General features: G+C 58.7%; 15 protein-coding genes. 9 read left to right on the forward strand and 6 right to left on the reverse strand.

All coding sequences use genetic code 11. The annotated features are described in order from the left end of the window. Positions 1 to 111: 111 nt before the first annotated feature. A complete protein-coding gene (rhlB, locus tag DFS28_RS21400; RefSeq protein WP_111451339.1) occupies positions 112 to 1599 on the reverse strand; it encodes an ATP-dependent RNA helicase RhlB in 1488 nt (495 codons plus the stop codon). Positions 1600 to 1697: 98 nt separating this feature from the next. Then, complete coding sequence (locus DFS28_RS21405) at positions 1698 to 2354, reverse strand: alpha/beta hydrolase (protein ID WP_111451340.1); 657 nt, start codon at positions 2352 to 2354, stop codon at positions 1698 to 1700. Between the two features lie 466 nt (positions 2355 to 2820). Between DFS28_RS21405 and DFS28_RS21410 the strand changes: the two genes are divergently transcribed. From DFS28_RS21410 to DFS28_RS21425, 4 genes are all read left to right on the forward strand, one after another. Then, positions 2821 to 3852: an amino acid ABC transporter substrate-binding protein gene (locus DFS28_RS21410; protein WP_111451341.1), complete on the forward strand. Its 1032-nt coding sequence runs from the start codon at positions 2821 to 2823 to the stop codon at positions 3850 to 3852. 65 nt (positions 3853 to 3917) lie between these two features. Then, positions 3918 to 5099 (forward strand): amino acid ABC transporter permease, encoded by a 1182-nt coding sequence (locus DFS28_RS21415; RefSeq protein WP_008147571.1) that lies wholly within the window; start codon positions 3918 to 3920, stop codon positions 5097 to 5099. A gap of 10 nt (positions 5100 to 5109) precedes the next feature. After that, positions 5110 to 6207, forward strand: coding sequence for an amino acid ABC transporter permease (locus tag DFS28_RS21420; protein ID WP_111451342.1), 1098 nt, complete (start codon positions 5110 to 5112; stop codon positions 6205 to 6207). Positions 6208 to 6217: 10 nt separating this feature from the next. Beyond that, positions 6218 to 6982: an amino acid ABC transporter ATP-binding protein gene (locus tag DFS28_RS21425; protein ID WP_008147575.1), complete on the forward strand. Its 765-nt coding sequence runs from the start codon at positions 6218 to 6220 to the stop codon at positions 6980 to 6982. Positions 6983 to 7045: 63 nt separating this feature from the next. Here DFS28_RS21425 and DFS28_RS21430 read toward each other — a convergent pair whose 3' ends face one another. Both DFS28_RS21430 and DFS28_RS21435 read right to left on the reverse strand, forming a co-directional pair. Further along, positions 7046 to 7534 carry a type II toxin-antitoxin system MqsA family antitoxin gene (locus DFS28_RS21430; protein ID WP_111451343.1) on the reverse strand — a complete coding sequence of 163 codons (489 nt, stop codon included), beginning with the start codon at positions 7532 to 7534 and terminating at the stop codon, positions 7046 to 7048. Then, positions 7531 to 7842, reverse strand: a complete 312-nt coding sequence (locus tag DFS28_RS21435) for a type II toxin-antitoxin system MqsR family toxin (protein WP_111451344.1) — start codon at positions 7840 to 7842, stop codon at positions 7531 to 7533. Before DFS28_RS21435 ends, DFS28_RS21430 begins: the two co-directional genes overlap by 4 nt. 166 nt (positions 7843 to 8008) lie before the next feature. Between DFS28_RS21435 and DFS28_RS21440 the strand changes: the two genes are divergently transcribed. From DFS28_RS21440 to DFS28_RS21460, 5 genes are all read left to right on the forward strand, one after another. Beyond that, a complete protein-coding gene (locus DFS28_RS21440) occupies positions 8009 to 8668 on the forward strand; it encodes a FadR/GntR family transcriptional regulator (RefSeq protein WP_008147581.1) in 660 nt (219 codons plus the stop codon). Further along, positions 8658 to 9974: a CynX/NimT family MFS transporter gene (locus tag DFS28_RS21445; RefSeq protein WP_111451345.1), complete on the forward strand. Its 1317-nt coding sequence runs from the start codon at positions 8658 to 8660 to the stop codon at positions 9972 to 9974. The genes DFS28_RS21440 and DFS28_RS21445 overlap by 11 nt, the downstream gene beginning before the upstream one ends. A gap of 113 nt (positions 9975 to 10087) precedes the next feature. Beyond that, positions 10088 to 10558 carry a nuclear transport factor 2 family protein gene (locus DFS28_RS21450; protein WP_111451346.1) on the forward strand — a complete coding sequence of 157 codons (471 nt, stop codon included), beginning with the start codon at positions 10088 to 10090 and terminating at the stop codon, positions 10556 to 10558. A 40-nt stretch (positions 10559 to 10598) separates the two neighbouring features. Continuing rightward, positions 10599 to 10919 (forward strand): GIY-YIG nuclease family protein, encoded by a 321-nt coding sequence (locus DFS28_RS21455; RefSeq protein WP_111451347.1) that lies wholly within the window; start codon positions 10599 to 10601, stop codon positions 10917 to 10919. Between the two features lie 88 nt (positions 10920 to 11007). Continuing rightward, the gene (locus DFS28_RS21460) at positions 11008 to 11943 is read left to right on the forward strand and encodes a glutathione S-transferase family protein (RefSeq protein WP_111451348.1); all 936 of its coding nucleotides are present in this window, start codon (positions 11008 to 11010) and stop codon (positions 11941 to 11943) included. A 149-nt stretch (positions 11944 to 12092) separates the two neighbouring features. Here the strand turns inward: DFS28_RS21460 and DFS28_RS21465 are convergent, their stop codons facing one another. Both DFS28_RS21465 and yejK read right to left on the reverse strand, forming a co-directional pair. Continuing rightward, the gene (locus DFS28_RS21465; protein WP_111451349.1) at positions 12093 to 12443 is read right to left on the reverse strand and encodes a glutaredoxin family protein; all 351 of its coding nucleotides are present in this window, start codon (positions 12441 to 12443) and stop codon (positions 12093 to 12095) included. After that, positions 12443 to 13447 carry a nucleoid-associated protein YejK gene (yejK, locus tag DFS28_RS21470; RefSeq protein ID WP_008147593.1) on the reverse strand — a complete coding sequence of 335 codons (1005 nt, stop codon included), beginning with the start codon at positions 13445 to 13447 and terminating at the stop codon, positions 12443 to 12445. Before yejK ends, DFS28_RS21465 begins: the two co-directional genes overlap by 1 nt. Positions 13448 to 13613 lie beyond the last annotated feature (166 nt).

Genomic DNA, 13613 nt, shown 5'->3' on the forward strand with positions numbered 1-13613 from the left:
AATTTGTCCATTATGGACTTTTAGTTATCTCGAGCAAGCTCCTGTTGAAAAAAACGGACGAAAAAAAAGCGCAGTCCGTTTCCGGCTGCGCCTCTTTTAATGCGACCCGCGTTACGGGCGCTTGCGCTCAACCGCCCGCAGCAGATGCGTCGGTGGTGTTTCGCAGCTGATCTTGCGACCCAGCAGCGCCTCGATGGACGGTAGCTGGTAGGAGTCGTCTTCACCGGCAAAACTGATGGACACACCATCGGCGCCGGCACGACCGGTACGACCGATGCGATGCACGTAGTCGTCCGGGACTTCCGGCAGGGTGAAGTTGATCACGTGGCTGATACCGTCGATGTGAATGCCGCGACCGGCCACATCGGTGGCGACCAGGACGCGGATCTTGCCTTCGCGGAAACCTTCCAGAGTCTTGATGCGCTTGTGCTGCGGCACGTCGCCGGACAGTTGCGCGGCGTTGACGCCGTCACGCACCAGGCGTTCTTCGATGCGCCGCACTTCATCCTTGCGGTTGGCAAACACCATCACCCGCTCCCAACCGTTGTCGTTGACCAGGTTGTAGAGCAGTTTGTATTTGTCGGCACCGGCGACGGCGTAGATGTGCTGCTCGACGTTTTCGCTGGCCACGTTCTGCGACTCGATCTCGACGATCGACGGCTCGGTGGTCCATTGCTTGGCCAGGTTCATCACGTCTTCGGTGAAGGTCGCAGAGAACAGCAGCGTCTGACGCTCGTTCTTCGGCGGAGTCTGGCGAATGATCTGACGCACTTGTGGGATGAAACCCATGTCGAGCATTCGGTCGGCTTCGTCCAGCACCATGACTTCGACCATGTCCAGGTGCACGTCGCCGCGCTGGTTGAAGTCCAGCAAGCGGCCCGGTGTGGCCACGAGGATATCGCAGTGACGGGCCTCGAGGTGCTTGAGCTGCTTGTCGAAGTCCATGCCGCCAACGAACGTCATGACGTTGAGGCCGGTGTATTTGGTCAGGTCGGCTGCGTCCTTGGCGATCTGCACCACCAGTTCACGGGTCGGTGCAATGATCAGCGCCCGCGGCTCACCCATGTAGCGCTCTTTCGGCGGCGGGGTTTCCAGCAACTGGGTGATGATCGAAATCAGGAACGCTGCGGTTTTGCCGGTGCCGGTCTGGGCGCGACCGATGGCATCTTTGCCGGCCAGGGTGAAGCCGAGAACTTGTGCCTGGATCGGCGTGCAATACGGGAAGCCCAGGTCCTGGATGGCGTGCATCAGTTCGGGGGCGAGTTTGAAATCGTGGAAACGGGTTTTGCCTTCCTGGGGTTCGACGGCGAAGTCTTCGAGTTTCCAGGGGATAACCGGTGCTTTTGGCTTCGGTTCGCGACGCGGTCGGGCAGGTTTCGCAGCTTCGCTGCCCGGTTCTTCAGAGGCCTGAGCCTCAACGGGTTGGACGGCCGGTGTGGTGATCGGCTCGTGCTTCGGTACCGCTACGGTTGCGGTCCGGCCAGACTGATTACCGTCGGTGCGGTGGCTGGGATGGTGAGACGGAGCGCTGGAGACTGGCGCGAGCTGCTCAGTCTCGCTTTTACCGAACATTTTCTTGAGTGCTTTGAGCACGGTCATCTCATCAATTGGTTAAGGAATATACGCCGGCCAGTGTAATGCAAGAATCAGGCGCGGCGTAGTGGGATGGATCAATGGGCTGCTTTTCACATAAACAGTTAACGCAAGCGCTCGGCGAGCCAGACACCAATGTCGCGTATCTCCTCGGGTAACACTTCGTGGCCCATTGGGTATTCCTGCCATGTCACGGTGACACCATGCTGCTTTAAATACTCGTAGGCGGTGCGGCCCATGGAGTTTTGAACGACGTCATCGTACTGGCCGTGTAAAGACAGCACGGGAATACGCTGCTGGCTGGCGGAAAGCTCCAGTTCATCGCTGAAGGTCGGTGCGTAGGTCGAGAGGGCAAGTACGCCACCCAATGGCCCCTGCCATTTCAGAAACGCGGCGTGTAATGCCACCGCGCCGCCTTGGGAAAAACCGGCTAGAAATATCCGCGAGGCGTCTATTCCGATGGCTCGCTCCACTTCGATCAAATTAATGATCCTTTGTGCCGACTCTTCCAGCTGGTCGCGGTTGATCGCGCGCGCGGGGCTCATGGCCAATATGTCGTACCAGCTCGGCATCTCGTAACCACCGTTGATGGTCACGGCGCAGGTCGGTGCCTGAGGGAGAACGAAGCGGGTGGTCAGCAGGGTTTCCTGCAGCGCTTCGGCCACCGGCAGGAAGTCGTAGCGGTCGGCGCCCAGGCCGTGCAGCCAGATAACGCAGGCGTCTGCGGGCTTGACGGGTTGAAGAATCAAGGGCTCGGTCATGGTTGCTCCAATATTGTGCAGACGCTCTCATTGGGTGCGAGATCTGAGTGCGCGCCTGGTTGATCAGTTAAGAAGATGTCGCAAGGCTACAAGTTTTGCTATTGACCTGTCGCGCAATCGCTTCAGCGAGCGGTCTGGTACGGGCTTTGCTATGGGGAAACGGTGCAACCCATCTCGCGCCTTGCGGTAACACTATCAGTGTACTGCTGGCGGTGGGATAGCAAAGAATCCGGTGATGGATGTTCGCCAGTGGCCGCTACGGGCTCCGCGAACGTGAAAGGGCTACAGCCCGTTCGGCCGATTGGTGAGAAGTGAGTTGTCCATGATGTGGATTTTCTCCTACTAGACTCATAGCGCAGGTCTTACGTCGGTTGACCCCAAAAAAAGCCAACACGGGTCAACAACGCCTCATAAGGGTGCGACTGGACTCAGCTCCGACACAACAAGAGCAAAACTGGAGGTTTGAATGAAGATGTTGAAATCCACCCTGGCTATCGTGACTGCAGCCGCAGTACTCGGTGTCAGTGGGTTCGCTCAGGCGGGTGCAACCCTGGATGCAGTGCAGAAGAAAGGTTTCGTACAGTGCGGCGTAAGTGACGGTCTGCCGGGCTTCTCGGTACCGGATTCGACTGGCAAGATCGTTGGTATCGATGCTGACTACTGCCGCGCCGTGGCTGCTGCAGTGTTCGGCGATGCAAATAAAGTCAAATTCAGCCAGTTGAATGCCAAGGAGCGTTTCACCGCTCTGCAATCCGGCGAAATCGACATGCTGTCGCGCAACTCCACCATGACCAGTTCCCGTGACGCGGGCATGGGCCTGAAGTTTCCTGGCTTCATCACCTACTACGACGGCGTGGGCTTCCTGGCCAACAGCAAGCTGGGCGTGAAAAGTGCCAAGGAACTGGACGGTGCAACCATCTGTATTCAAGCCGGTACCACCACCGAGCTGAACGTGTCCGACTACTTCCGTGCCAACAATCTGAAGTACACCCCGATCACTTTCGACACCTCAGATGAAAGCGCCAAGTCGCTGGAATCCGGTCGTTGCGACGTGTTGACCTCCGATAAATCCCAGCTGTACGCACAGCGCAGCAAGCTGGCTTCGCCGAAAGACTACGTGGTTCTGCCGGAAACCATTTCCAAAGAACCTCTGGGACCAGTCGTGCGTAACGGCGACGACGAGTGGCTGGCCATCGTTCGTTGGGTTGGCTACGCCATGCTCAACGCCGAAGAGGCGGGCGTGACTTCCAAAAACGTGGCTGAACAAGCCAAGTCGACCAAAAACCCGGACGTTGCCCGTTTGCTGGGTGCTGATGGCGAGTACGGTAAAGACCTGAAGCTGCCGAAGGACTGGGTCGTCAAGATCGTCGGTCAGGTTGGCAACTACGGTGAAGTCTTCGAGAAAAACCTCGGCAAGAGCACTCCGCTGGAAATCGACCGTGGCTTGAACGCCCTGTGGACCAACGGCGGCATTCAATACGCACCACCAGTGCGCTGATGGTTCTATCACCCGGTGGGCCAACCACCGGGTGATGTTCTGTTCCATTCTTTGCGGGGCACTTCATGCAAAATTCAATCGGCGCACCAAAGCAGAGGCTCAGCCTCAGCGATCCAAAAGTGCGTGCGTGGCTGTTTCAGATCATCACCATTGTGGCGGTGGTCTCGATGGGCTGGTATCTGTTCGACAACACGCAGACCAACCTTCAACACCGGGGCATCACCTCCGGCTTCAGCTTTCTGGAGCGCAGTGCCGGTTTCGGCATCGCTCAACACCTGATCGACTACACCGAATCGGACAGCTATGCCCGGGTGTTTGTCATCGGCCTGCTCAACACGCTGCTGGTGACTTTCATCGGCGTGATCCTGGCGACGATCCTCGGGTTCATCGTTGGTGTGTCACGGCTGTCGAAGAACTGGATCATTGCCAAGCTGGCGACGGTGTATGTTGAGGTTTTCCGTAACATTCCGCCGCTGCTGCAAATCCTGTTCTGGTACTTCGCGGTGTTCCTGACCATGCCGGGGCCACGCAACAGCCATAACTTCGGCGACACCTTCTTTGTCAGCAGCCGTGGCCTGAACATGCCGGCCGCGTTGACGGCGGATGGTTTCTGGCCGTTTGTGGTCAGCATCGTCGTGGCCATTGTCGCCATCGTGCTGATGAGCCGCTGGGCGACCAAACGCTTCGAAGAGACCGGCGTACCGTTCCACAAATTCTGGGTGGGCCTGGCGCTGTTCCTGGTGATCCCTGCACTGTGCGCATTGATCTTCGGCGCGCCGCTGCACTGGGAAATGCCGAAGCTGCAAGGCTTCAACTTTGTTGGTGGCTGGGTGCTGATCCCGGAACTGCTGGCGCTGACCCTGGCCCTGACGGTGTACACCGCGGCGTTTATCGCCGAGATCGTGCGCTCGGGCATCAAGTCGGTCAGCCACGGCCAGACGGAAGCGGCGCACTCGCTGGGGTTGCGCAACGGTCCGACTCTGCGCAAGGTGATCATCCCGCAAGCCCTGCGCGTGATCATTCCACCGCTGACCAGCCAATACCTGAACCTGGCGAAGAACTCCTCGCTGGCGGCCGGTATCGGTTATCCGGAAATGGTTTCGTTGTTTGCCGGTACGGTGCTGAACCAGACCGGGCAGGCGATCGAGGTGATTGCTATCACCATGAGCGTGTACCTGGCGATCAGTATCAGCATTTCCCTGCTGATGAACTGGTACAACAAGCGCATTGCGCTGATCGAGCGGTAAGGAAAAGCGCATGACGACTCATACTTTCAAACCTGACATGCCGCCCCCGAACCGCAGCATCGGTGTCGTGGCGTGGATGCGCGCCAACATGTTCTCCAGCTGGCTCAATACCCTGCTGACCCTGTTTGCGTTCTACCTCATCTACCTGATTGTTCCGCCAATCCTGAGCTGGGCGATCCTCGATGCCAACTGGGTCGGCACCACGCGCGCCGACTGCACGAAGGAGGGCGCCTGCTGGGTGTTCATCCAACAGCGCTTCGGCCAGTTCATGTACGGCTACTATCCGACAGACCTGCGCTGGCGTGTGGACCTGACCGTGTGGTTGGCGGTCATCGGCGTGGCACCGTTGTTTATCTCGCGCTTTCACCATAAAGCGGTGTATGGGCTGAGCTTCCTGGTGCTGTACCCGATCATTGCCTACTTCCTGTTGCATGGCGGGCTCTTCGGCCTGACCAGCGTGGCGACCAGCCAATGGGGCGGCTTGATGCTGACCCTGGTGATCGCCACCGTCGGTATCGCCGGCGCTTTGCCGCTGGGGATCGTCCTGGCGCTGGGGCGTCGTTCGAACATGCCGGCGATTCGTGTGGTCTGCGTGACCTTCATCGAATTCTGGCGTGGCGTGCCGTTGATTACGGTGCTGTTCATGTCGTCGGTGATGCTGCCGTTGTTCCTGCCCGAAGGCATGAGCTTCGACAAGCTGCTGCGGGCACTGATCGGGGTGATCCTGTTCCAGTCGGCGTACGTCGCCGAAGTGGTGCGCGGTGGTCTGCAAGCGATTCCCAAAGGTCAGTACGAAGCGGCTGCAGCGATGGGCCTCGGTTACTGGCGCAGCATGGGACTGGTGATTCTGCCGCAAGCCCTGAAGCTGGTGATCCCCGGCATCGTCAACACCTTCATTGCGCTGTTCAAGGACACGAGCCTGGTGATCATCATCGGCCTGTTCGACTTGCTCAACAGCGTCAAACAAGCCGCCGCAGACCCTAAATGGTTGGGCATGGCCACCGAAGGCTATGTATTCGCGGCCCTGGTGTTCTGGATTTTCTGTTTTGGTATGTCGCGCTATTCCATGCATCTGGAACGCAAGCTCGACACTGGCCACAAGCGTTAGGAGTTCTGTAATGAGCGAAGCAATCAAAAAGCCTGTGAGCCCTGAAGGCATTATTCAGATGCAGGGCGTGAACAAGTGGTACGGCCAGTTCCACGTGTTGAAAGACATCAACCTGAACGTTAAACAGGGCGAGCGAATCGTCCTGTGCGGCCCGTCGGGTTCCGGCAAGTCCACCACCATTCGTTGCCTCAACCGACTGGAAGAACACCAGCAGGGCCGCATCGTGGTCGATGGCGTGGAGCTGACCAACGACCTCAAGCAGATCGAATCGGTACGCCGTGAAGTCGGAATGGTGTTCCAGCACTTCAACCTGTTCCCGCACCTGACCATCCTGCAGAACTGCACCCTGGCACCGATGTGGGTACGCAAGATGCCCAAGCGCAAGGCCGAAGAAATCGCCATGCATTACCTGGAACGCGTCCGCATTCCGGAACAGGCGCATAAATTCCCGGGGCAACTGTCCGGCGGTCAGCAACAGCGTGTGGCGATTGCCCGTGCCTTGTGCATGAAGCCGAAAATCATGCTGTTCGACGAACCGACCTCGGCACTCGACCCTGAAATGGTGAAAGAGGTTCTGGACACCATGATCGGCCTGGCCGAAGACGGCATGACCATGCTCTGCGTGACCCACGAGATGGGCTTCGCCCGCACCGTGGCCAATCGCGTGATCTTTATGGACAAGGGTGAAATCGTCGAACAGGCTGCGCCGAACGACTTCTTCGATAATCCGCAGAATGAACGGACCAAGCTGTTCTTGAGCCAGATCCTGCATTGATCCTGCGCAGGTGTTGAAATGAACCCGGACTTGATCCGGGTTTATTTTGTCTGGGGTTTGAGGTCAGGAGGTTAGTGTCGCTTCCTGTTCCGGATGACGGGCGGCCAATAGTTGTTTGAGGGCGGCGCCTTCGTTCAATACTTCAATTTCGGCCAGTAAATAGGGGTGACGGTCCAACAGCTGCATCAGTGTGAGTAACGGTTTGGGCGCAGGCAGCTCTCCACGCTCATACCGCGAAAAGGCATTGTTCCCACCGCCGGACAGCAACTTCACTGCGTTTTTTTGCGTGAGATGGAGTTTGCGGCGGATACGCTTGATCTCCGAGCCGATCAGTTGCAGGCAGTCCTGAAGCAATTGATCGCTGGCATCTGCATAACGCTCGGCGCTGTCGGTGTCATGATCGAATTCGATTTCACCGCAAACTCTGCATTCCCAACCCGCAAGCTCGTCAACAAGTCGCGACATCTGTTTGTAATTGACTGAGAGAGTGCGGCCTTCGAAGTGCCCCATCCCATCGTGTGTGCCACAGTTGACGCATTGCTGCGTTCTCATAGGTCTTTCTCCTTGAAGGAGACTACTGGATGTCCACCGCCGGGGCGGTAAGACACTTTTATGTAAATCTCCAATCCGTGAAATGTAGTGTGATAAACGTCCTGCCAAACCCGGTGGTCGACATAGGTGGTCATGGATTTGAAAAGCATTCGGCGTTCCAGTGCACCGATCACCTCGATCATTTGCCGGACGTTGAAACCCATGTAGCTGCCCGATTCCACAGCCCGTCGGGTGAATGCCTTTCTGCCCAGCCTGACCACCTCAGCCTTGATCACCGCCAAGTCGTAATGGGGTGTGCTCTTTTCCATAAGAAACCAAAACCCTGTCCCTGAAATTACCCTTAAAGGGTAATTTTGACTAATCGAAAATCCCGCTCCATTTCCTTCTCTCTGACCGTAGGCGGTTGTCGTCCTACGCGAAGCTGACTAACATGTCAGAAAATTCATCCTATGATTGGATGAAAGGGCGAATCCAATGTCAGAAATTTCTCCACTCATAAAGCGGTCCCTGGTCGATCAGGCCCTGGATCAGTTGCGCCTGCGCATCACAGAAGGCGTCTGGACGGTCGGCCAGCGTTTACCCACCGAACCCGAGCTGTCCGCCGAGTTGGGCATCAGCCGCAATACCGTGCGTGAAGCCATGCGCGTACTGGCGTTTTCCGGGTTGATCGAAATCCGTCAGGGCGACGGCAGTTATCTGCGGGCGGTGGTCGATCCGCTCGACACCATGAAAGCGTTGTCCCGCTGCTCCCATGAACAGGCCCGGGAAACACGGCACATTCTGGAAGTCGAGGCCATCGGCCTGGCTGCGTTGCGTCGTACCGACGAAGACCTGGTGGCATTGCGCGAGGCGTTGGGCGTCAGCGGCAGCCACTATCACGGCGATCTCGACACGTATATCGCCTGCGATCTGGTGTTCCACCGTCGTTTGGTGGACGCCGCGCACAACCCGACCCTCAGCGAGCTGTATCGCTATTTTTCCAGTGTCATCGGTGCGCAGTTGCGCGAAACCCTGAACATTTCCCCCCGACGCCAAGAGGTGTTTGACCTCCATATCGAACTGCTTGATGCCGTCGAGCAACGCGACCCGGAACGGGCCAAAGCCCTGTCGAGGCAGTTGATCAATGAACCTTGAAACCGAGAACCCCATGTCCAGCCAGCAGGTCGACAACAGCCGCATCCCCCAAGCCAAGCGCACGGCGGAGCTCGAAGAGCTGCTGATCGATGCCGAGGCGGATGACGAACAGGTCCAGCAAAGTCACCCGATCCTGCGACGGCCGTGGCTGCTGTTGCTGGGCCTGATACTGGTGGCGCTGAACCTGCGCCCGGCGCTGTCGAGCATGGCGCCGATGCTTAGCGAGGTGTCGAAAACCCTCGGGTTGTCGGCAGCCCAGGCCGGTTTGCTGACGACGTTGCCGGTGCTGTGCCTCGGCTTGTTTGCACCGCTGGCGCCCGTGCTGGCCCGACGTTTCGGCGCTGAGCGAGTGGTGCTGGGCATTCTCTTGATGTTGGCCGGCGGGATCATCCTGCGCAGTTCGCTCGGCGAGATCGGCCTGTTTGCCGGCAGCGTGCTGGCCGGCGCGAGCATTGGTGTAATCGGTGTGTTGCTGCCCGGCATCGTTAAACGCGACTTCGCGAAACACGCGGGCACCATGACCGGCGTCTACACCATGGCCCTGTGCCTGGGGGCGGCGATGGCCGCGGGCGCGACTGTGCCGTTGAGCGAGCATTTCGACAAGAGCTGGGCCTTGGGCCTGGGCTTCTGGGTGGTTCCGGCATTGGTCGCGGCGATTTTCTGGTTGCCACAAGTCGGGCAGAAACACGGTGCGCACAACGTCGCGTATCGGGTTCGCGGTCTGTTGCGTGATCCTCTGGCCTGGCAAGTGACGTTCTACATGGGCCTGCAATCCTCTTTGGCCTACATCGTGTTCGGCTGGTTGCCGTCGATCCTGATCGGTCGCGGCCTGACGCCGACCCAGGCGGGTCTGGTGCTGTCAGGCTCGGTCATCGTTCAGTTGGCGAGTTCACTGGCGGCGCCTTGGCTGGCGACGCGTGGCAAGGATCAGCGTCTGGCGATCGTCATCGTCATGCTGCTGACCCTTGGCGGCTTGTTCGGTTGTCTTTACGCACCGATCGACGGCTTGTGGGGCTGGGCGATCCTGCTGGGGCTGGGGCAGGGCGGTACGTTCAGTCTGGCGTTGACCCTGATCGTGCTGCGTTCGCGGGACGCCCATGTCGCGGCGAACCTGTCGAGCATGGCCCAGGGCTTCGGCTACACCCTGGCGTCCATGGGACCGTTCGCGGTCGGCATCGTGCATGACTGGACCGGTGGCTGGAACGCCTTGGGCTGGATATTCGGCATCATCGGCCTTGGGGCGATCATCGCCGGCCTCGGCGCCGGACGCTCGCTGTACGTCCAGGTCGAAAGCGAAAAGGTCTGACACCCGCACACTGTCGGTATTCGGCTCACGAATGCCGATAGTGTTTCGCGCCTTTGTTGACTATCGTGCAGGCAATCTTTCGAATCTACGTTGCAAACGCAGGGAGCCTGTCCATGAGTGATGCCCACAACGCATTGATCACCCAGTTCTACCAAGCCTTCCAGCGGCTGGATGCCGAAGCCATGAGCGCCTGCTATACCGACGACGTGGTGTTCAGTGATCCGGCGTTCGGCGAACTTCGCAGCCGCGATGCAGGCGACATGTGGCGGATGCTCACCACTCGGGCCAAGGATTTTTCCCTGACGTTCGATAACGTGCGCAGCGATGAGCGCACGGGCGGCGCCCATTGGGTGGCGACCTACCTGTTTAGCCAGACCGGCAATATTGTGGTCAACGACATCCAGGCGCGCTTTGTGTTTCGTGACGGCAAGATTTGCGAGCATCACGACAGCTTCGATATGTGGACCTGGTCCCGACAAGCGCTGGGTTTCAAAGGGCTGTTGTTGGGCTGGACGCCAGCGGTGAGAAACGCCGTACGCGCTCAAGCCTTGAAGGGGCTGAAGGCATTCCAGGCCAGTCGCTGATAAGATCGCGGCTTGTTTCCTTTCAAGCCTTGATCGTCACGTGAACAGCGCCAGCGAATCTTCCGTCATTGCCGCCGAACCGCCGCTGCCTGTCAGCAAACCCTGGTTCGTCTACCTCGTTCGCGCGGCCAATGGTTCGCTCTACTGCGGGATCAGCGATGATCCCGTGCGCCGCTTCGCCACCCACCAGCGTGGCAAGGGCGCGCGCTTTTTTCTCTCGAGCCCTGCCGTGGCATTGGTTTACACCGAAGCCTGCCGCGATAAAAGCGAAGCGCTGCGTCAGGAACGGCTGATCAAAAAACTCAAGAAAAGCGCCAAGGAATGCTTGGTGGCGAGTGCTGCTGCGGGCTTATCAATCTGACTGATAAGTGCCCATCAGGCAGATCGGTGGGCTGCACAGGAAATGCGCGCTAAGCTGCGGATTCCCAAACCGTGCGGCGGAGCCGAGCATGTCCGAGTTAATTCTCCATCATTACCCGACGTCCCCTTTTTCTGAAAAGGCCCGCTTGCTGCTGGGCTTCAAGGGGCTGTCCTGGCGCTCGGTGAAGATTTCGCCGGTGATGCCAAAACCCGACTTGACCGCGCTGACCGGTGGCTACCGCAAGACGCCGGTATTGCAGATTGGCGCGGATATCTATTGCGACACGTCGCTGATCGCCCGTCGTCTGGAGCAGGAAAAAGCCTTGCCGGCGTTCTTCCCGGAAGGTCAGGAAATGATCGCCGCGACCTTCGCCGCATGGGCGGATTCGGTGGTGTTCCAGCACGCGGTCAGCCTGGTGTTTCAACCAGAATCGATCGCCGTGCGCTTCGCCAATATGCCGCCGGAAGCGATCAAGGCATTCATTGCCGATCGCACAGAATTGTTCAGCGGTGGCAGTGCCACACGGTTGTCGGCTGAACAGGCCCGGCATCAGTGGCCGACCATCATGGCGCGTCTGGAGCAACAGCTTCAGCGCGAACAGGGCGACTTCCTGTTTGGCGAGCCGTCGATTGCCGACTTTGCCCTGGCCCATCCGTTGTGGTTCCTCAAGGCCACACCCGTCACGTCACCGTTGGTCGATGCTTATCCCGCGGTTTCGGCATGGCTGGGGCGCGTGTTGGGTTTCGGTCATGGCGCGTTCAGCGAGATGACCGCCGAAGAGGCCTTGGAGGTTGCGCGCAACGCCACACCGGCCGCATTGCCGGAGGAGCAATTCGACGAGCCGAATGGTTTTGAGGCGGGCCAGCAGGTGGTCATTGCCGCCATCGATTACGGCGTTGACCCGGTGGCGGGTGAGTTGCTGTTTGCGGGCCGTGAAGAATTGATTCTGCGTCGTGAAGACGAGCGCGGCGGTGTGGTGCATGTACACTTTCCGCGATTCGGGTTTCGCATTGAAGCGCAGTAACCTGGCATCACGATGATTGTGCTGGCTCTAACCTGTGGCGAGGGAGCTTGCTCCCGCTGGACTGCGTAGCAGGCCCAACTGTTTTGTGAGCGCTGCGCACTCAAGCGGGAGCAAGCTCCCTCACCACAGGGATTGAGTGAGCCAATAGGTTATTTCAGGGCGGCGAGAATGGTGTCCGGGTCATACCCGCGAATCAACGTCCCGTTCACATCGATGATCGGAATTCCGCCGCCTCCCAGCGCCTCGTAGGCCTTGCGCGCCTGGGCATCCTTCTCGATATCGAAATCCTTATAGGGAATTCCCTTCTGATCGAGAAAGCGACGGGTCAGTTTGCAGTAACCGCACCATTCGGTGGCATAGAGTACGACGTTGGCCTTGGCCTGAGTCTGCTCGGACACCACCTGCGCCGGATGGAATACCCGCTCGATCTTGCCCCAGTTCTGGTAGACCACGACCACCAGCAGGATCAGCAGGCATTTCTTCAGTACGCCGCCGAGCATCAGTTACGTCGCTTGAGCTGATCGGTGAGCTGGGTCGGCAGACCTTTGATGATCAGCGTGCCGGCTTCTTCGTCGTATTCGATCTTCGAGCCCAGCAGGTGCGCTTCGAAGCTGATGGACAGGCCTTCGGCGCGACCGGTGAAGCGGCGGAACTGGTTGAGGGTGCGTTTATCGGCCGGGATCTCCGGCGACAGACCGTAGTCCTTGTTGCGGATGTGATCGTAAAAGGCTTTCGGGCGCTCTTCGTCGATCAGCTCCGAGAGTTCTTCCAGGCCCATGGGTTCGCCCAATTTTGCCTGGCTGCTGGCGTAATCCACCAGGGTCTTGGTCTTCTCGCGGGCGGACTCTTCCGGCAGATCTTCGCTTTCGACAAAGTCACTGAAGGCCTTGAGCAGGGTGCGGGTTTCGCCGGGGCCGTCGACGCCTTCCTGGCAGCCGATGAAGTCGCGGAAATACTCCGAAACCTTTTTGCCGTTCTTACCTTTGATGAACGAAATGTACTGCTTGGACTGCTTGTTGTTCTGCCACTCGGACACGTTGATCCGTGCCGCCAGGTGCAGTTGGCCCAGATCCAGGTGTCGGGACGGGGTCACGTCCAGCTGATCGGTCACTGCAACGCCTTCACTGTGGTGTAGCAGGGCGATCGCCAGGTAGTCGGTCATGCCTTGCTGATAATGCGCAAACAGCACGTGGCCGCCCACAGAGAGGTTCGATTCCTCCATCAGCTTTTGCAGGTGTTCCACCGCCACCCGGCTGAACGCCGTGAAATCCTTGCCGCCATCGAGGTATTCCTTCAGCCAGCCGCTGAACGGATGCGCCCCGGACTCGGCATGGAAGAAACCCCAGGCCTTGCCTTGTTTGGCGTTGTAGCTCTCATTGAGGTCGGCAAGCATGTACTCGATGGCGCTCGACTCGGCCAGTTCGGAATCGCGAGCATGGAGAACTGCAGGTGTGCCGTCGGGTTTTTTGTCGATCAGGTGGACGATGCAATGGCGGATCGGCATGGGCTTCTCGGCTGATTGAAGGGAGGAGGGCGTGCTCCCCCAAAAAGTGCCAAGTGTACCGCAACCACTGGTTTTGGCGCGGCACGAAGGGCAATTCGCAGGTGTCCGATGGCGCTTATGCTGTTTTTTACCGTTTTAGAGCAATAAAGCTGACCAAATGGGTAGC

This window comes from Pseudomonas sp. 478 (assembly GCF_003254125.1).
Lineage (GTDB): Bacteria > Pseudomonadota > Gammaproteobacteria > Pseudomonadales > Pseudomonadaceae > Aquipseudomonas.